Raw genomic sequence first — 19,130 nt, 5'->3', positions numbered from 1 at the left:
GCCCTGCTTTGACTGTAGTCAGGTCGCGCGCGCTTTCAATTGATCTGGAAAGGATAAACCGCGCCAAGTTTAAGGATTTGTGTCAGTTCATCCAGTGCCGCACGGCATTCGAGCAGCAACTGCGGGTCTGCCAGGTCATTTTCGGTCATGCGGTCGCGGTAGTGGCGCTCGACCCATTGGGTCAGCGAATCGTACAGCGGCGCGGTCATGATAACCCCTGGGTTGACGGCCGCCAGCTCGGTTTCATTGAGGGCCACGCGCAACCTCAGGCAAGCCGGGCCGCCACCGTTCTGCATGCTTTGCTTGAGGTCGAAGACCTTCACTTCGCGGATGACCCCGCCAGCGCCCGTCAGGCCTTGCAGGTAGTGCCAGACGCGTTCGTTGCTGCGGCATTCTTCCGGCACGATCAACAGCATCGAGCCGTCGGGACGCGACAGCAACTGGCTATTGAACAGGTAGGAACGTACCGCATCATCGACGGTGACCGCCGAACGCGGCACGCACACCGATTGAAACTTCCCACCGACCTTGGCGAGTTTGCTGCTCAGTTCGGCCAGCATCTTGTCGGTCTCGAGGAATGCATCCTCGTGATAGAACAACACTTCGCCATTGCCCACCGCGATCACGTCGTTGTGGAACACACCCTGGTCGATCACCGACGGGTTCTGTTGGGCGTACACCACGCCCTCCTCCCTCAGGCCATGCAGGCGGGCAACGGCCTGGGAGGCTTCCAGGGTCTGGCGCGCCGGGTATTTCTGCGGTGCCGGATAACGGGTGTCGAAGGCACTGCGACCGAAGACGAAGAATTCGACGCCGGCCTCACCGTAGGCGCGGCAGAAACGGGTGTGGTTGGCCGCGCCTTCGTCGCCGAACTGCGCCACCGCCGGCAACGCCGCGTGATGGGCGAAGTGCTGCTGGTTGGCGAACATCGCCCCCAGCACGCGACTGGTGGTCGGATGCTCGATGCTGCGGTGGTACTTGCAGTTCAGGTTGGCGGCGGTGAAATGCACGCGGCCATCGGCGGTATCGGCGCTCGGGCTGACCGTGGCGGCGTTGGCCACCCACATGCTGGAGGCCGAGCAACTGGCAACCAGCAGCGGCATCGCTTCTTTCGCGGCTTGTTGGATGACCTGGGCATCGCTGCCGGCAAAGCCCAAGCGGCGCAGGGCCGCCACGTCCGGGCGCTCCTGCGGCGCCAGCACGCCTTGCTGGAAACCCATGTCCATCAGCGCTTTCATTTTCGCCAGGCCCTGCAGCGCCGCTTCCTTGGGGTTGGAGGACTGCTGACTGTTGCTCTGGGACGCGACGTTGCCGTACGAGAGCCCGCCGTAGTTATGGGTCGGCCCCACTAGACCGTCAAAGTTGACTTCATAGGATTTCATCAGCGAGGCTCCACGAGAATCTGTTTTTTATAGGCATCAAGTAACGGTTCATCGAACACCGCGGCGCGGCTATCGCGGGCAAGCCTTGCTCCCACAGGTTTTCATAACGCCTGTGGGGACAAGACTTGCTCCCACAGGTTTTGCATAACTCCTGTGGGAGCAAGGCTTGCCCGCGATGGCGGTCTCAAGACATGCGCACGCCGGGGGTCAGGGCAGCCGGCATGACAAGGCTTGGGGTCTCCAGGGAAGCCACCGGGTACGCGCAGTAATCAGCCGCGTAATAAGCACTGGCGCGGTGGTTGCCCGAGGCACCGACACCGCCGAACGGTGCGCTGCTGGCGGCGCCGGTCAGCTGTTTGTTCCAATTGACGATACCGGCGCGGCTCTGCAGCCAGAACTGCTGGTAACGCTCCTGGGAATCGGACAGCAACCCGGCGGCCAAGCCATATTGCGTGTTGTTGGCCTCGGTGATTGCCGCTGCGAAATCTTTGTAGCGGATCACTTGCAGCAACGGCCCGAACAGCTCTTCATCAGGACGCTCGGCCACGGCCGTCACGTCCAGGATACCCGGCGTCAGCAATGCCGCCTGGGCCTGGGGTTGGGTCATGGCCAACAGCGGTACGGCGCCCTTGCCCAGCAAGTGGTTTTGCGCATCCATCAGCGCCTTCGCCGCGCCCAGGGAAATCACCGAGCCCATGAATGGCGCCGGTTGCTGATCAAAGGCACCGACATCAAGAGTCGAGCTGACCGCCACCAGGCGCGCCAGCAAGGCATCGCCCCAGGCGCCTTCCGGCACCAGCAGGCGGCGCGCACAGGTGCAGCGCTGCCCGGCGGAAATGAAGGCGGACTGGATAATGGTGTAGACCGCCGCATCGACGTCCGCCACCTCATCCACCACCAGTGGGTTGTTACCGCCCATTTCCAGCGCGAGGATCTTGTCCGGGCGCCCCGAAAATTGTTGGTGCAACAGATTGCCGGTGCGGCTGGAGCCGGTGAAGAACAGCCCGTCGATACCCGGGTTAGCCGCCAGGGCGATACCGGTTTCCCGGGCACCTTGCAGCAGGTTCAGCACACCCGCCGGTAGGCCGGCTTCGACCCAGCACTTGACCGTCAGCTCGGCGACTTTCGGCGTCAGCTCGCTCGGCTTGAACAACACGCTGTTGCCGGCCAGCAGCGCAGGCACGATGTGGCCGTTGGGCAAGTGGCCGGGGAAGTTGTAGGGGCCGAACACCGCCACCACACCGTGGGGCTTGTGGCGCAGCACGGCGGTGGCGTCGCCCAGGGGGCCGCTCTTCTCGCCGGTCCGCTCGCGGTAGCTCTGCACCGAAATGGCGACTTTGTTGACCATGCTGGTGACTTCGGTCGCCGCTTCCCACAACGGCTTGCCGGTTTCTTCACCAATGCACTGGGCCAGTTCGTCCGCGTGGCTTTTCAGGGACGCGGCAAAGGCTTCCAGCACCTGGATGCGCTCATCCAGCGAGCGCCGTGCCCAGTCCGGGAACGCCTGGCGCGCGGCCTGCACCGCCGACTCCACTTGCGCCGCCGTGGTGCCGTTGCCCGACCACAACACCTGCTGGGTCACCGGGTTCAACGATTCAAAGAGGTCGCCCTGGCCTTCCAGCCAGCTACCGGCGATGTACAACGAGTTCATCATTTCGACTCCCGGGCAGCGGACAACGCGACGGCACGCACCTGATCGCCGGCGTTGAGTTGAAGACGTTTGGCGGTCAACGGATCGACCACCAGTGTGCCTGCGGCGAAGCGCGCCGGTGCAGCGGTGATGCGGCAGTCTTCGCGCTTGCGGTTATGGATGAGGAACGGCGTGGCGTCATCGCCCGGCGTGCCGATGGCCAGCACCAGCGCCTGGCTGTCGCGAATCGCGCGGATCTTGCCGGTTTCGCATTCCACCGCTGGGCCAGCGTCGAAGATGTCGACGTAACCCTGGTAGCTGAAACCTTCGCTCTTGAGCATCGACAATGCCGGTTCCGTATCCGGATGAACCTGGCCAATCACGGCCCGGGCATCTTCGGACAAGAAACAGGTGTACAGCGGAAACTTGGGCATCAGCTCGGCGATGAACGCCTTGTTGCCCACGCCGGTGAGGTAATCGGCCTGGCTGAATTCCATCTTGAAGAAATGCCGGCCCAGGCTTTCCCAAAACGGCGAACGCCCGCTGTCGTCGGACATGCCGCGCATCTCGGCGATGATTTTATTGCCGAACAGGTTCGGGAATTCGGCGATGAACAGCAGACGCGCCTTGGCCAACATCCGGCCATTGAGGCCACTGCGGAAGTCGGCATGGAGGAACAACGAGCACAGTTCGGAATTGCCGGTCAGGTCGTTGGCCAGGAACAGCGTCGGGATTTCCCGATAGATGTTCAATTCCTGGGAAGCGCTGACCGTCAGGCCGACCCGGAAGTTGTACCAGGGCTCACGCAACCCCACGGCACCGGCGATGGCGGAAATGCCCACCACGCGACCGTCATCGTCTTCGAGCACGAACAGGTAGTCCGCGTCACCGCGCCCGGCTTCGCCGCGAAAGGTCTTCTCGGCCCAGCCGACCCGATGGGCCAGACGCTCTTCATTGGCCGGCAAGGTGGTCAGGCCGGTGCCGGTGCTGCGGGCCAGGGCGATCAGAGCGGGTAAATCGCTGCTGCGTACGGGACGAACGATCATGCTATCTCCTCAAACGGGTCGCTTGCGCCACCCGCGAAACTCAGCGGTAAGGCGTTAAACAGCTACCAGACGCACGCTGGCGCCTTCGCCAACGCCCAAGGCTTCGGCCGCTTCCATGTCCAGGGTCACAGGCTTGCCCGGCGCGTAGTCGAGTTCGAGCAGCACGGCGCGGTAATCCTGCAATTGGGCATTGGCCACCAGGTATTGGCGACCGGCGCCCTTGACCGGTTCGCCGATCTTGACCGGCACCACGCGGCTCTGGGCGATCGAGCGGATCCCCGAGACGCGGGCATGCAGGGTCGGGCCACCGTCGAAGATGTCGATGTAGTGATCGGTCTCGAAACCCTCGCGCATCAGGATGTCGAAGGTGATCTGCGCCCGCGGGTGGACCTGGCCCATGGCTTCCTGGGCGGCGTCCGGCAACAACGGCACGTAGATCGGGTAATGGGGCATCAGCTCGGCGAGGAAGGTACGGCTTTTCAGCCCGCACAAGCGCTCGGCGGCGGCGTAGTTGAGGTCGAAGAAGTTGCGACCGATGGCGTCCCAGAACGGCGAGTCGCCATTCTCATCGCTGTAGCCGACGATCTCGGTCACCACCGAATCGGCGAACCGCTCCGGATGGCTGGCGACGAACAACAGCCGCCCGCGCGAGTTGAGTTCCGACCATGGCGAGCCCACCAGCTCCGGCACCACGTAGAAACTGGTCAGCAAGCTGTTACCGGTCAGGTCGTGGCATTGGGAAAGCACGTGGATCTTGTTGTGGATCTTCAGCTCACGGGAAGCGTGAACGAAGGTCTCGTTGCGAAAGCTGTAGAACGGTTCGGAATAACCGGCCGACGCGACGATGGCCGAGCAGCCGGCCAGTTTGCCGGTCGCGGTGTCTTCAAGGACGAAGAAATAGCTTTCCTCGCCGTTGAAGCTGACTTCGGCGGCAAACGAGGCTTCGCTTGCGGCGATCTTGTCGCTCAGGCGTTCCACGTCATCCGGCAAGGAAGTGACACCGATCGGACTGTCCGCAGCCAGACGCTGTACCTCGCCCAGATCCGCCATTTGCGCGGGGCGCATCACCAGCATGGTGTCACTCCTTAACTTGAAATAAAGGGTTCGACCGTTGGGTCGACACAGAGAAAAAAATACCGGACCTGCCTCCCTATTGACTCAAATGTGGGAGCAGGTTTGTGGGAGCAAAGCTTGCTCGCGATACAGGCAATGAGTTCTACCTGCAAGGTCGAGGCGATCCGTCGCGAGCAAGCTTTGCTCCCACAAAAGCCCGGCTCCACATTGGAGCCGGTACAGTCTGTAAACAATCAGGCTTGCGTCAGCTTCGCCGCGGCCCGCTCGAAGCGGTCCAGGCCGGCGTCGATGTCGGCGTCTTCGACCACCAGGCTCGGGGCGAAGCGAATCACGTCCGGGCCGGCTTGCAGGATCATCAGGCCTTCCTGTTCGGCGGCGTTGAAGATGTCCTTGGCCTTGCCTTTCCAGGCGTCGTTCAGCACGCAACCGATCAGCAGGCCCAGGCCACGCACTTGGGTGAACAGGCCGTACTTCTCGCCGATCTGCTCCAGGCGCGCCTTGAACTTGGCGTGCTTGGTTTTGACACCACCGAGCACCTCGGGCGTATTGACCACATCGATCACCGCTTCAGCCACCGCGCAGGCCAGCGGGTTGCCGCCGTAAGTGGTGCCGTGGGTACCGACGACCAGGTGCTTGGCCAGCGCTTCGGTGGTGAGCATCGCCGCAATCGGGAAACCACCGCCCAGGCTCTTGGCGCTGGTGAGGATGTCCGGGACCACGCCATAGTGCATGTAGGCGAACAGATGACCGCTGCGGCCCATGCCGGTCTGCACTTCGTCGAACACCAGCAGCGCATCGTGGGCATCGCACAGCTCGCGGGCGCCTTGCAGATAAGCCAGCTCGGCCGGCAGCACACCGCCCTCGCCCTGGATCGGTTCCAGCACCACGGCGCAGGTCTTGTCCGAGACAGCCGCTTTCAAAGCCGCCAGGTCGTTGTAAGGAACGTGGGTGATGCCGGTAATTTTAGGCCCGAAACCGTCGGAGTACTTCGACTGCCCGCCGACGTTGACGGTGAACAGGGTGCGACCGTGGAAGCTATTGAGCGCGGCAATGATTTCGTATTTCTCGCTGCCGAAACGATCGAACGCAACGCGACGGGCCAGCTTGAAGGCGGCCTCGTTGGCTTCGGCGCCGGAGTTGCAGAAGAACGCGCGCTCGGCAAAGGTTGCGTCAATCAGCTTATGGGCCAGGCGCAGGGCGGGCTCATTGGTGAAGACGTTGGACACGTGCCACAGCTTGTTGGCCTGCTCGGTCAGTGCGCCGACCAGCGCCGGGTGGGCATGGCCCAGTACGTTGACTGCGATACCGCCAGCAAAGTCGATCAGCTCGCGACCGGATTGGTCCCATACGCGGGAACCGGCGCCACGCACAGGTATGAAGGCAGCAGGCGCATAGTTGGGAACCATAACCTGGTCGAAATCGGCGCGTTGTACCGCAGCTTGCTCAACGGACATCGGAGTCTCCTGATGAGGAACACCCGCCTGGAACTGGCGGGCTTGGTAAGGATTGTAAGGACAGTTTTCAGCCCGGCCTTGCCGCCAAGCGACAACTTCTTATAGCGCCAACCCACGTTTTTCGCGGGTTTACGGCAATGCGACAAATAGCGTCGCAAAGGCGCAGTTTAAACGTTGGCAAGGGATTTGAGGCGCCCGCCTCGAGATTTGATTCAGACGCCTCCCCTTGCCAGCCACAACACTTGTGGCGAGGGGATTTATCTGTGGGAGCAAAGCTTGCTCGCGATGAACGATAACTCGGTCAGCCTGCACAAACGTGGTGCCTGCATCGCGGGCAAGCCTTGCTCCCACAAGCCTTGCCCCCACAGACCCACTCACCACAAGGCGGCTGTGCCAACCCTAGCCGCGCTCGGACGGCACCGAGGACAATTCGAACGGGCTGCTGCTGCGTCGCTGGTTGCGGTCTTCCCGCGGCGTGGCGCCGAAGAAGTTGCGGTAGGCACTGGAGAAGTGTGGCCCCGAGGAGAAACCGCAGGACAGGCCGATCTGGATGATGGATTTGCTGGTCTGCATCAACATCTGCCGGGCCTTGTTCAGGCGCAGCTCCAGGTAGTACTGGCTGGGCACGCGGTTAAGGTATTGCTTGAAGATCCGCTCCAGTTGCCTGCGAGACACGCACACATGCTGGGCGATTTCGTCGGTGGTCAGTGGCTCTTCGATATTGGCTTCCATCAGCAGCACCGCCTGGGTGAGCTTCGGGTGGCTGGAACCGAGGCGGTTCTGCAGCGGGATGCGCTGGCGCTCGCCGCCTTCGCGAATGCGCTCGACCACCAACTCTTCCGACACCGCGCCGGCCAGTTCCGCGCCGTGATCCCGGGCCAGCACCGCCAGCAACAGATCCAGCACCGACATGCCACCGCAAGCGCTCAGGCGATCGCGGTCCCAGTCGAACAGATGACTGGTGGCGATGACCTTGGGGAAGCGCTCGGAGAAATCGTCCTGCCAGCGCCAATGCACGGCGGCACGGTAACCGTCGAGCAAACCCAGTTGGGCCAAGGGATAGACACCGGCCGACAAACCGCCGATCACACAACCGGCGCGTACCAGTTGCTTGAGGGCGCTACTCAGGGGCGAGGCTAGGGCGGTTGGTGGCTCATCGGCCAGCAGGAACAGCTTCTGGAACCCCTCGAGCTTGCCGGCCCAAGGCTCACCCGGCAGTTGCCAGGCGCCGTCGGCCGGGGGTTCGGCCTGCAAGAACGACAGCTCGTAGACCACATCCGGATGCACCCGCTGAGCGACACGCAAGGCGTCCTCGGCCAGCGCCAGCGTCAAGGCTTTAGTGCTGGGCCAAATCAGGAAACCTATTCGATGGGCAGTCATGGCGGGCGATCCGAAGCGAAAACAGTGTTAAAGCCAAAAGCGGCTGCAACCAAATTAGACCATCTGGCGCACGGTGCGCAGCATGACCCAAATCAGGTGCGTAACGGGAGCGATTACTTGAGGCTGCCCGAAAGAAATTGTTGCAGGCGCTCCGATTGCGGATTGACCAGCACTTCGCGTGGGTTGCCGCTTTCTTCGACGATGCCTTTGTGCAGGAACACCAACTGGTTCGACACTTCACGGGCAAAGCCCATTTCGTGGGTCACCACCACCATGGTCCGGCCTTCCAGGGCCAGGGCCTGCATCACCTTGAGCACGTCGCCCACCAGCTCCGGGTCCAGCGCCGAGGTCGGTTCGTCGAACAGCATCACCTCAGGCTCCATCGCCAGCGCACGGGCAATCGCCACGCGCTGCTGCTCGCCGCCAGACATGTGGCCCGGGTAGGCATCCTTGCGATGGGCCACGCCGACCTTGTTCAGGTAGTGCTCGGCCTTCTCCCGCGCTTCAGCCTTGGCCACGCCCAGTACATGCACGGGCGCTTCCATGATGTTTTCCAGCGCGGTCATATGGGACCACAGGTTGAAATGCTGGAACACCATCGACAGCCGCGAACGCATGCGTTGCAGTTGCTTGGGGTCCGCGGCCTTCATGGCGCCATCCTTGCCGGCGACCAGCTTCAGCTCTTCGTTGTTGAGCAGAATCTTGCCGGCATGGGGTTGCTCAAGCAGGTTGATGCAACGCAGGAAAGTACTCTTGCCAGAGCCACTGGAGCCGATGATGCTGATTACATCGCCAGCGGCGGCTTTCAGGGACACGCCCTTGAGCACTTCGTGACTGCCATAGCGTTTATGCAGGTCTTGGACTTCAAGCTTGTACATGCGGTCGGTTCTCACAAAACGTCAGTCATTGAGCAGTCGATCGGATCGATGCGTTATCAGTGCTTGCGCGGGGCCAGGTAACCCAGCCAGCGGCGCTCGGCCAGTTTGAACAGGCGCACCAGGATGAAGGTCAGGCACAGGTAGAACGCGCCGGCCGTGATGTAGGCCTCGAACGGCAAGTAATACTGCGCATTCACCGTACGCGCGGCGCCGGTGATGTCGATCAGGGTCACGATTGAGGCCAGGCTGGTGGTCTGCAGCATCATGATCACTTCGTTGCTGTATTGCGGCAGCGCCCGACGCAAGGCCGACGGCAGCAGGATCCGGCGATACAGCTTGTAGCGCGACATGCCCATGGCCTTGGCCGCCTCGATCTCACCGTTGGGCGTGGCCCGCAGGCTGCCGGCGATGATTTCGGCGGTGTAGGCGCTGGTGTTGATGGCGAACGCCAGGCACGCACAGAACGTCGCGCTGGACAGCCACGGCCAGAGGAAGCTTTCGCGCACGACCGCGAACTGCGCCAGCCCGTAGTAGATCAGGAACAACTGCACCAGCATCGGCGTGCCGCGGATCACGTAGGTGTAGAGCCAGGCCGTCATGTTGACGATCGGCTGCTTCGAGACGCGCATCAGCCCCAGGGGCAACGCCGCCAGCAGACCAAAGAACAGCGACAGGGCCAACAATTTGAGGGTGGTCAGCAAGCCACTGAAATACAGCGGCAAGGCTTCATAGATGACGTTGTAGTCGAAGATCATAGATCAGCCGCCCTTACGCCTACCGAGTAGCGCTTCTCAAGGTGACGCAATGCCAGCAACGAGACACTGGTGATCACCAGGTACATCGCCGCCACTGCGAGGAAGAAGGTGAAAGGCTCGCGAGTGGCATCCGCCGCCTGCTTGGCCTTGAACATCATGTCTTGCAGGCCCACCACGGAAATCAGCGCGGTGGCCTTGGTCAATACCAGCCAGTTGTTGGTGAAGCCCGGAATCGCCAGGCGAATCATCTGTGGCACCAGCACTCGGAAGAACACCTGGAAGCCGTTCATGCCGTACGCCATGCCCGCCTCGGCCTGCCCCTTGGGGATCGCCATGAATGCACCACGAAAGGTTTCCGACAGGTACGCACCGAAGATGAAGCCCAGGGTGCCGATACCGGCCGCCAGCGGGTTCAGGTCGATGTAGTCGTCATAGCCGAGCATCGGCGCCACGCGATTGAGCAGGTCCTGGCCGCCGTAGAAAATCAGCAGGATCAACACCAGGTCGGGAATGCCGCGAATGACCGTGGAATACAGGTCGCCCAGCCACGCCAGCCAGCGCACCGGAGAGAGGCGCAACGCAACGCCGATCAACCCCAGGACGATGGCCAGGGCCATGGACGACAAGGCGAGCTCAAGCGTCAACCATGCGCCATCGAGGATGACAGCCCCGTAGCCTTTCAACATGATTCAGGTCCTCGAAAGTGGGATGAAAAAATGGCGCAAACCGCAGAGATCCTGTTGCTTGCGCCATTTCGCACGAGTGGCGGGACGTCGTTACTTGCCGTAGATATCGAAAGCGAAGTATTTGTCCTGGATTTGCTTGTACTTGCCGTTCTCGCGAATGGCGGTGATCGCGCCATTAATCTTGTCTTTCAGGGCATCGCCCTTGCGAACCGCGATACCGATACCGTCGCCGAAGTATTTCTCGTCGGTAAAGGCCGGGCCGACGAACGCGAAGCCCTTGCCGGCATCGGTCTTGAGGAAGCCGTCATCCAACAGCGTAGCGTCTGCCACGGTGCCGTCGAGACGACCAGCGGACACATCCAGGTAGATCTCGTTCTGCGAACCGTATGGCTTGATCTCGGCACCCAGCGGAGCCAGCACTTCACGGGCGAAACGCTCGTGGATCGAACCGCGCTGCACGCCGATGTTCTTGCCCTTGAGCTCAGCCAGGTTGTCGCCGACCTGGGTACCGGCCTTCATCACCAGACGGGCCGGGGTGTTGTAGTACTTGTTGGTGAAATCAACCGACTTCTTGCGATCTTCGGTGATGGACATGGACGACAGGATCGCGTCGATCTTGCGCACCTTCAACGCTGGGATCAGGCCGTCGAACTCTTGCTCGACCCACACGCACTTGACCTTCATCTCTTCGCACAGCGCGTTGCCGATGTCGTAGTCGAAACCGACGATGCTGCCATCCGGGGCTTTGGAGGCGAACGGAGGGTAAGCCGCTTCGATACCAATCTTCAGGGGCTTCTCATCAGCGAAAGTCGGCAGGGACAGCACGGACAGTGCCAGGGCGCCAAGCAGCACAAGTTTCTTCATCTTGGGACTCCATCGGTAAAGGGCAAAAACGGCAGAGTGAGCGACAGCCCAATATGCGAATGGGTGAAACGAACGTTGGCGCTGCGTCCTAGGAAGCTCACGGTTTAACCAACGCGAGCCACGACGAGCGAGTGATCGGCATTCTAACGACAGGCCCGAAGCCGATATTTCTTCAATGCGACAACAAATTACAGAAGCACCGAGAAAGCTGTTCGAGCACATTGACAGCTCCGCAAATTCATGCAAGAGCAAAAGAAGGGAAACCGATCTATGCTGCAAATAGCGGGCCCATTATTCGCAAACCCTTCTAATCCGGCAAGCACAGCGTGTCGGCTTATTTTCTGAAACGCCTGGATCCGCCCTATGACGGGGCTTCACGTTTCACATCGCCCCGTTGTGGCGCCTTTGGTTACACATTTCGAAACACCGGTAACGTTCGGAAGCGTCCTGCTTTGAAGGTCGATATTTATTCGCCGACTGCTCCAGGCGCGCTGATTTGTGGGAGCAAAGCTTGCTCGCGATGCAAGCGCCTCGGTTTCTGAAGGACCGCATCGCCTGCATCGCGGGCAAGCCTTGCTCCCACAAATCGGGGATAAAGCCTCTCTCCACAAGGATCCACGCCGGACGCATAAAAAAGCCCCACCCGGCAAATACCGGGCGGGGCTTTTGGCGCTACATGCGACCGTCAGGCCACGTTCATGGTCTTGTGCGTCTCGATCAAATGCGCCACCACACCCGGGTCGGCCAGGGTGGAGATATCACCCAACCCGTCGTATTCCGCCGTGGCGATCTTGCGCAGGATGCGGCGCATGATCTTGCCGGAACGGGTCTTCGGCAGCCCGGGCGCCCACTGGATCACATCTGGCGAAGCAATCGGACCGATCTCCTTGCGCACCCAGTTCTTCAGCTCCAGGCGCAGGGCCTCGCTGGTTTCTTCGCCGGCATTGAGGGTGACGTAGACATAGATGCCCTGCCCCTTGATGTCGTGCGGCACCCCCACCACCGCCGCCTCGGCGACTTTCGGGTGGGCGACCATGGCGCTCTCGATCTCGGCCGTGCCCATGCGGTGACCGGACACGTTGAGCACGTCATCCACCCGACCGGTGATCCAGTAGTAGCCATCCTCGTCACGACGGGCGCCGTCACCGGTGAAGTACATGCCGCTGAAGGTCTTGAAGTAGGTGTCGACAAAACGATCATGGTCGCCGTACAGCGTACGTGCCTGGCCTGGCCACGAATCGAGGATCACCAGGTTGCCTTCGGCCGCGCCTTCGATCAGGTTGCCGAGGTTGTCCACCAACGCTGGCACCACCCCAAAGAACGGACGAGTCGCGGAACCCGGCTTCAACGCCGTGGCGCCTGGCAGCGGGCTGATCAGCACACCACCGGTTTCGGTCTGCCACCAGGTGTCGACGATCGGGCAACGCTCCTTGCCGACATTTTTGTAGTACCAGTCCCAGGCTTCCGGGTTGATCGGCTCGCCCACCGAACCCAACAGGCGCAGGCTGCTGCCATCGGCGCCTTCGACCGCGGCGGTGCCCGAAGCCATCATCGCGCGGATGGCGGTTGGCGCGGTGTAGAGGATGCTGACCTTGTGCTTGTCGATGACCTTGGCCACCCGGGTGATGTCCGGATAGTTCGGCACGCCTTCGAACAGCAGCGTGGTCGCGCCATTGGCCAGCGGGCCGTAGACGATATAGCTGTGACCGGTGACCCAACCCACGTCGGCGGTGCACCAGTAGACTTCGCCAGGCTTGTAGTCGAACACCCGCTCATGGGTCAGCGCCGCATACAGCAAGTAGCCGGCCGTGGTGTGCTGCACGCCCTTGGGCTTGCCGGTGGAACCGGAGGTGTAGAGGATGAACAGCGCTTCCTCGGCGCCCATTTCCTTCGGCGCGCAAACGGTGCCGGCCACCTTCATCAGGTCTTCGTACCAGATGTCACGGTGCTGGTTCCACTTGATGTTGCCGGCCGTGCGCTTGCACACGATGACTTTCTGGATGCTGCTGGTTTCCGGGTTGGTCAGCGCGTCATCGACGTTGGCCTTGAGCGGAATCTTCTTGCCGGCGCGAACGCCTTCGTCGGCAGTGATCACCACTTTGGATTTGCAGTCGATGATCCGGCCGGCCAGTGCTTCAGGGGAGAAACCACCGAACACCACCGAGTGAATCGCACCGATCCGGGTACAGGCCAGCATCGCGACCACGGCTTCAGGGATCATCGGCATGTAGATGGTCACCACGTCGCCGCGATGAACGTCCTGGCCGCGCAGGGCGTTGGCGAACTTGCAGACTTCTTCGTGCAGCTCGCGATAGGTGATGTTGCGGCTCTCGGACGGGTCATCGCCTTCCCAGATAATCGCAATTTGATCGCCGCGCTCAGCCAGGTGACGGTCGAGGCAGTTGTAGGAAACGTTCAAGGTGCCGTCGGCGAACCACTTGATGTCGACATGGTGATCGTCGAAGGAAGTCTGCTTCACCGTGGTGAAAGGCTTGATCCAATCGAGGCGCTTGGCCTGCTCGCGCCAGAAGCCGTCCGGGTTGACGACCGACTGCTGGTACATGGCCTTGTAGGTCGCCTCGTCAGTCAGCGTATTGGCCGCAACCTCGGGACGAACGGGATACACAGAAGCCGCACTCATCTTTCTTACCTCGGTGAATAGTTGTTTTTGTATGATCCCGTTGTAGCCCGGGGCGGGCCTATAGAACCATTCGACGATGGTAGTAACAAGTCCCTACAAAATGTCGGTACTAACGTGCAAGGCCCTGCCTGCCGGCATTTTCCTGTGGGAGTGAGCCTGTGGGAGCCGAGCTTGCTCGCGATGGCGGTGGGTCAGCCAATATCCATGCAAACTGGTCCACTGCTATCGCGAGCAAGCTCGCTCCCACAGTTGATCTCCATTGAACGCTCACTTTACGTCCAACGCCGCTCCCCCTGTGGGAGCCGAGCTTGCTCGCGATGACGGCGGCAAATCCAACATAGATGCAACAGACAACACCCGCCACCTGCAGCGATTGTTACCAGATCAACCAACAGTGTTTATCAAAACCACGGCTTTTTACGACACCCACCACCCCCTAAAATCCACCTCGCCAACCGGCAAACACGATTAACGCAACACAGCCCCCACGAAGGCCGTTAATCCAACTTCCAATACTTGCTCCACACGCAGCCCCAAAAAGGTTGCGTGACCCCACTCGACCTCAAAAAAGGTGAAATACAGATGAAAGCTTTATGGGTTCTGGTCCTCGGCAGCCTCTGCGCCACCGCCATGGCAGACGAGGCCCCGACCGACGCAGCACAGCAAAAACCGGCCATCGAGGAGTACACCTACTCCACCCACCTGGACATCGCCAAAGTCATCTCCATGAGCGACATCCCGAATGTCTGCGAAGTGGTCCCGGCGAAGATGGAATACGACGACTCCAAAGGCCAGCGCCACATCCTGCGCTACAGCGTCATGGGCAGCGGCTGCTCCAACGGCTGATCACAACTGGCAATTTCCACGGCCCGATTCCGCTCGGGCCTGGTTGTGTCTGGAGCCACCAAAAACGGTCAAGAAACACAACATGTAGTGCAAAACCGCAAAAAACGCTGGTTTTTTGATCAAAAAAATCCGCGATCCGCTTCATGCAAAAAAAATCTTAAGCGGCCAAAGCCTTGTAAACCCTCGCTCCCACGCGGATCTGTCACTCGCCGCCCCTTCTGTGAGCCATTTCGCCGCAGCACGTAGGCAAAAAAGTCCTTATAATGCCGCCTCAAACGGGCCTGCAATATTCCCTTACAGGGGATCACGCCAGCCTGGAGCCCACGCAGAGGCCCATTGCCTCCTCGCGTTCACCGCCGCTCCGGAATGACCCGTACATTTTTCTGTTTATTGCCTGCGTCAGCTGCTGCAACAAACGATTTTTCAAGATCCACCGCGGCCAGTAGGCCTTCATCGGGCATCTGGCCCTCACGCAGGAGACGACACGTCATGCTGAGCTGGGACGAATTCGACAAAGAAGACAGCGGCGAAGTCGCGGTAAAAGGCGCTAACGCCGGCCACGCTTCCGAAGCCAACATGGACCGCCTCGACAGCGCCGGCGGTGCCGCCGCCCTCGAAGCCCGGGCCGTGACGGCCAGCGACTCGGCCGCGATCATTCGCGCCAAGGCCGCCCTCGACAAACTCGACGTCGCCGAAGGCCTCGCCGAACTCGAAGGCGCCTCCGCCCGTGTCGCCGTCGACGAAAAGCGCATGATCAACTGCCGCGCCGACCTCAACCAGCTCGTGCCCTTCAAATACGACTGGGCCTGGCAGAAGTACCTGGACGGCTGCGCAAACCACTGGATGCCGCAAGAAGTCAACATGACCGCCGACATCGCCCTCTGGAAAACCCCGGAAGGCCTGACCGACGACGAGCGCCGCATCGTGATGCGCAACCTGGGCTTCTTCTCCACCGCCGACTCCCTGGTTGCCAACAACCTGGTCCTGGCCGTGTACCGCCTGATCACCAACCCGGAATGCCGCCAGTACATCCTGCGCCAGGCCTTCGAAGAGGCGATCCACACCCACGCCTACCAGTACTGCATCGAATCGCTGGCCATGGATGAAGGCGAGATCTTCAACATGTACCACGAGATCCCATCGGTCGCGAAAAAAGCCGCCTGGGGCCTGAAATACACCCGTTCGATCTCCGATCCGAAGTTCGAAACCGGCACCCCGGACACCGACAAAGAGTTGCTGCGCAACCTGATCGCCTACTACTGCGTTCTGGAAGGCATCTTCTTCTACTGCGGCTTCACCCAGATCCTCTCCATGGGCCGCCGCAACAAAATGACCGGCGTCGCCGAGCAGTTCCAATACATCCTGCGCGACGAATCCATGCACCTGAACTTCGGCATCGACGTGATCAACCAGATCAAAATCGAAAACCCGCACTTGTGGGATGCCGAGATGAAGGAAGAAGCGACCCAGATGATCCTGCAAGGGACTCAACTGGAGATCGAATACGCGCGCGACACCATGCCTCGTGGGGTGCTGGGGATGAATGCGGCGATGATGGAGGATTACCTCAAGTTCATCGCTAACCGTCGTTTGTCGCAGATTGGGTTGAAGGAAGAGTATCCAGGGACGACGAACCCGTTCCCTTGGATGAGCGAGATCATGGACTTGAAGAAAGAGAAGAACTTCTTTGAGACGCGCGTGATTGAGTATCAGACCGGTGGGGCTTTGAGCTGGGATTGATTTGAAAGAAAAATCCTAGGCTCCACGCGTAACTAAAAACCCCGTGAAAACGGGGTTTTTGTATTTCTACAGGACCAAAACTGCGTTTAACTCTGGGACCGGCACACTACCTTTACCCTACGAAAAACTCAGAATCTTTCCGCATTGACGCCGTATCGTCGCGTTACCTATCTTAGTCGCAGGTGCCTAAGAAACGCCCAACGTAGTAGCTAATCGCCAAACATAGAACCGCGTACTGTCTAAGGACATTTGCAACTCTGTGTGGAGAAAATAGCTAGTTGGGATTTCTCTTACATCCTCTACGTCGGGCTCGCGCCGCTAACCTTTGAACGTAGAGGTGGTGATGCCCACAAAAATTTCACCCCGCTCTCCGTATACCTCGGAGACCCATCATGCCTGATGCTTACATTCCGGCGGTTTTCACCCGTCACAACCTCCACCTTCACGCCCTGCTTCTGGAAAACCAACCTTGGTTTTGCGCCCGCGACCTCGGACGGTTAATGGGCGTACATCTGAACGAACGCATGGTCAGCAAACTGGATGAGGACCAGCGACACATTCTGCTGATTCGTTACCACGGCCAGCCTGAAAAGCGGCCGATGCTTAGCGAGTCTGGTGTGTATGCCCTGTTGGTTTATCACTACTCCCCAGGGAATCGCTTGCTGCGTGAATGGCTGACGCATCAGGTCGTATCAGCCTTGAGGGACGCACAGGTATCAAGCGATACCGAGCGTCCCATGCTGAGTGTTTTAGATTGGCCGGAGATCTCCTGAAGCCTGTTGCATTGGCAAAATGACGGCTGGATTCGACTTCGGGACATGCCGTATCTGTTGCTCAACCGGACTCGGGGTCGGTCGGTGGCGGCTAAGCCTTGGTGGCGTAGGTTGCTTGAGGTATTTCACGTTTCTGGGCATTCAGTGTCGTAGGACGCCCGAACGAAAGCTCTGCCTCTTCTGTAGGAATTTTCATAGACAGCCGTAATGGCCTGTCAGTATCGTCCGAAGGTTTAAACCCTCGGCGATTGTTGAATGCCGCATGCAGAATATCTCGGCGGTGTTGGAACAGATGGGGTTGCAGCGAATCAGCGGCTACATGCCTGCCAAGAACATTGGTGCAGGTGTGGCTCAGCGAATTCGCAAGGTGCTTGTTAATAAAGTGACACCTGGGACGGGAGAGTCTGCTCCAACCTCTGACCACATGACGTTGATCAGCCGGGCCACCAAGCTGCAAAAGAGAGGCCTCAAGATCGAGCCATCAGGGAACCTGAATCCGCAGCAAGTCAGTACGACCACGACGTCTTACGTTCGAGATCCTAAAGTCCGGGCGTGGGTTGCGGAGTTGGCTAAAGGTGTTTGCGAAGGTTGCGGTCAGAACGCACCGTTCCAGGTGGACGGGTTGCCGTTTCTTGAAGTGCATCATGTGAAGCATCTGGCTCAGAAAGGATCGGATAGCGTTACTAACGCGGTTGCGCTGTGCCCGAATTGTCATCGACGTTGTCATCTTGCCGGTGACAGAGAGGCCTTCACTTTGTCGCTGTATCAGAAGGTTGGTCGACTGATCGTTGAGTGAAAAACATCCAGTTTTGTTGGACGAAAAAGAACACATGGGGATATGTAATGACGAAAAAAATAAGAAGTGAGGCCTTCGAATCGATTCACAGCTCGGCCGAAGCGCTGCTGAAAATCGGTGCTATCGACAAGGCCGCCATGCGAGAGTTTGATGAGGTCTGCATGGCTGAGGTATCTGCTGAAGTCTCAGTTCAAGAAGATTCGTCTGCACTCAGAACCAGCCCTCAAAACCCTCGATGATGTCCTCGGGTGTGCGGTCAAAATCCGCCGGCATCCGAATCCTCCCCTTCAACCGCCCAGGCTTGCGTGTCTGCGGCGTATCGATATGGGGCAGCAGATCCAGATAAGGCTTGCCGGCCTTGGTGATCACTACTCTGTCGCCCTGCCATGCACGCGCGCCCAGTTGAAAGAGCTGAGCCTTTGCTTCTTGCAAGGTTACGTGTAGCTGTTCACTCATACGGTCCCCCCTTGTCATCGTCCATGGCCTTTGCAGTGCTTGGCAGAGTAGCAACTCTACTGAGCTGTCCTACGGACTTGCGTTTAGGATTGGCGCCGCGAACGGGCATTTTAGAGTCCGTTTTTCTCTGCTCTGGAGGTGGTGCGTAAAGGTTTATGGCAACCTTCGTCAGCCCTAGTCGCAGCCCGAACTTTCTCAGGATGGCTTCGAGGGTGTTAATGGTCGGGTTACCCTTGTCCTTCTCGATCTGGTACAGGGCCTTGGTCGACATGTTGCACATGGCGGCAAAGGTTTCTTGATCCAGGCCGGTCACCTCAAGCCGTAGCCGGCGGATAGCGGTTCCCAGGGTTTCGATACCCGTCACATGCTGCATGACGATGTCGTCAATGATTTCCCTGCGTCGTTCACCGGTGTTCTCTTTCATCGAAGTTTCTTATTCGCGGTTTCCGGCAATATACTGCCGGTTATCTGAAAGGTCGGGCTATAACCGGCATTATGATACCGATTCATACAAGTTTGGGGCCGTAAAACCGGGGCTGCTTCGCAGCCCAGCGGGGATAAATCCCCTCGCCACCGGTTGGTGTCAGGGCGCAGGTGGGTGGCAGGTTTGATGGCCGCGTTGGGTTTTGGAATCGCGAGCAAGCTCGCTCCCACAGGGGGTTTGTGGTGGGTTGAAACTTTGGGTGCAGCCCGCCGCGTCCTTCGGTATTAATACACTTCCTCTCACGG

17 protein-coding genes and 1 pseudogene are annotated in these 19,130 nt (G+C 59.8%); 5 read left to right on the top strand and 13 right to left on the bottom strand.

Translation table 11 applies throughout. The features are described 5' to 3' along the window. Positions 1 to 35 precede the first annotated feature (35 nt). From astB to acs, 11 genes are all read right to left on the bottom strand, one after another. Positions 36 to 1,382 carry an N-succinylarginine dihydrolase gene (astB, locus tag AB4N80_RS12455; RefSeq protein WP_122569285.1) on the bottom strand — a complete coding sequence of 449 codons (1,347 nt, stop codon included), beginning with the start codon at positions 1,380 to 1,382 and terminating at the stop codon, positions 36 to 38. Positions 1,383 to 1,566: 184 nt separating this feature from the next. After that, on the bottom strand, positions 1,567 to 3,036 hold the full coding sequence (astD, locus tag AB4N80_RS12450; RefSeq protein ID WP_163006897.1) for a succinylglutamate-semialdehyde dehydrogenase: 1,470 nt from the start codon (positions 3,034 to 3,036) through the stop codon (positions 1,567 to 1,569). Beyond that, complete coding sequence (gene astA / locus AB4N80_RS12445) at positions 3,033 to 4,058, bottom strand: arginine N-succinyltransferase (protein WP_122569287.1); 1,026 nt, start codon at positions 4,056 to 4,058, stop codon at positions 3,033 to 3,035. Before astA ends, astD begins: the two co-directional genes overlap by 4 nt. A 54-nt stretch (positions 4,059 to 4,112) precedes the next feature. Then, positions 4,113 to 5,132 (bottom strand): arginine/ornithine succinyltransferase subunit alpha, encoded by a 1,020-nt coding sequence (aruF, locus tag AB4N80_RS12440; RefSeq protein WP_003178851.1) that lies wholly within the window; start codon positions 5,130 to 5,132, stop codon positions 4,113 to 4,115. Positions 5,133 to 5,365: 233 nt separating this feature from the next. Further along, complete coding sequence (locus tag AB4N80_RS12435; RefSeq protein WP_305468160.1) at positions 5,366 to 6,586, bottom strand: aspartate aminotransferase family protein; 1,221 nt, start codon at positions 6,584 to 6,586, stop codon at positions 5,366 to 5,368. Between the two features lie 399 nt (positions 6,587 to 6,985). Then, entirely contained in the window at positions 6,986 to 7,966 is a 981-nt protein-coding gene (locus tag AB4N80_RS12430) for a GlxA family transcriptional regulator (RefSeq protein ID WP_122569289.1), read from the bottom strand. Positions 7,967 to 8,079: 113 nt separating this feature from the next. After that, entirely contained in the window at positions 8,080 to 8,844 is a 765-nt protein-coding gene (locus AB4N80_RS12425; protein WP_053124413.1) for an ABC transporter ATP-binding protein, read from the bottom strand. Positions 8,845 to 8,900: 56 nt separating this feature from the next. Then, the gene (locus AB4N80_RS12420) at positions 8,901 to 9,599 is read right to left on the bottom strand and encodes an ABC transporter permease (protein WP_122569290.1); all 699 of its coding nucleotides are present in this window, start codon (positions 9,597 to 9,599) and stop codon (positions 8,901 to 8,903) included. Further along, positions 9,596 to 10,285, bottom strand: coding sequence for an ABC transporter permease (locus tag AB4N80_RS12415; protein ID WP_014339811.1), 690 nt, complete (start codon positions 10,283 to 10,285; stop codon positions 9,596 to 9,598). The genes AB4N80_RS12420 and AB4N80_RS12415 overlap by 4 nt, the downstream gene beginning before the upstream one ends. Before the next feature lie 90 nt (positions 10,286 to 10,375). Next, complete coding sequence (locus AB4N80_RS12410; RefSeq protein WP_122569291.1) at positions 10,376 to 11,149, bottom strand: ABC transporter substrate-binding protein; 774 nt, start codon at positions 11,147 to 11,149, stop codon at positions 10,376 to 10,378. A 685-nt stretch (positions 11,150 to 11,834) separates the two neighbouring features. Further along, a complete protein-coding gene (acs, locus tag AB4N80_RS12405) occupies positions 11,835 to 13,790 on the bottom strand; it encodes an acetate--CoA ligase (RefSeq protein WP_122569292.1) in 1,956 nt (651 codons plus the stop codon). Positions 13,791 to 14,372: 582 nt separating this feature from the next. Between acs and AB4N80_RS12400 the strand changes: the two genes are divergently transcribed. The 5 genes and pseudogenes from AB4N80_RS12400 (at position 14,373) to AB4N80_RS12380 (ending at position 18,184) form a co-directional block, all read left to right on the top strand. Then, the gene (locus tag AB4N80_RS12400) at positions 14,373 to 14,636 is read left to right on the top strand and encodes a DUF2790 domain-containing protein (protein WP_122569293.1); all 264 of its coding nucleotides are present in this window, start codon (positions 14,373 to 14,375) and stop codon (positions 14,634 to 14,636) included. 489 nt (positions 14,637 to 15,125) lie between these two features. Continuing rightward, a complete protein-coding gene (locus AB4N80_RS12395; RefSeq protein WP_122569294.1) occupies positions 15,126 to 16,376 on the top strand; it encodes a ribonucleotide-diphosphate reductase subunit beta in 1,251 nt (416 codons plus the stop codon). A gap of 392 nt (positions 16,377 to 16,768) precedes the next feature. Continuing rightward, positions 16,769 to 17,302 (top strand): annotated as a pseudogene (locus AB4N80_RS12390) (BRO-N domain-containing protein). Positions 17,303 to 17,411: 109 nt separating this feature from the next. After that, a complete protein-coding gene (locus tag AB4N80_RS12385) occupies positions 17,412 to 17,945 on the top strand; it encodes an HNH endonuclease (protein WP_122569295.1) in 534 nt (177 codons plus the stop codon). After that, the gene (locus AB4N80_RS12380; RefSeq protein ID WP_240998551.1) at positions 17,942 to 18,184 is read left to right on the top strand and encodes a DNA-binding protein; all 243 of its coding nucleotides are present in this window, start codon (positions 17,942 to 17,944) and stop codon (positions 18,182 to 18,184) included. Before AB4N80_RS12385 ends, AB4N80_RS12380 begins: the two co-directional genes overlap by 4 nt. On the opposite strand, the gene AB4N80_RS12375 is transcribed toward AB4N80_RS12380, so the two are convergent. Both AB4N80_RS12375 and AB4N80_RS12370 read right to left on the bottom strand, forming a co-directional pair. Next, on the bottom strand, positions 18,156 to 18,401 hold the full coding sequence (locus tag AB4N80_RS12375) for a type II toxin-antitoxin system Phd/YefM family antitoxin (protein WP_122569297.1): 246 nt from the start codon (positions 18,399 to 18,401) through the stop codon (positions 18,156 to 18,158). The two genes, AB4N80_RS12380 and AB4N80_RS12375, sit on opposite strands and share 29 nt — an antisense overlap. Continuing rightward, positions 18,394 to 18,825, bottom strand: coding sequence for a helix-turn-helix domain-containing protein (locus AB4N80_RS12370; protein WP_460082203.1), 432 nt, complete (start codon positions 18,823 to 18,825; stop codon positions 18,394 to 18,396). Before AB4N80_RS12370 ends, AB4N80_RS12375 begins: the two co-directional genes overlap by 8 nt. Positions 18,826 to 19,130: the final 305 nt, after the last annotated feature.

The sequence above is a fragment of the Pseudomonas sp. H3_A02 genome (assembly GCF_054671965.1).
Note: the sequence above shows the minus strand (reverse complement) of the source record. Positions and strands in the feature narration are given on the sequence as shown.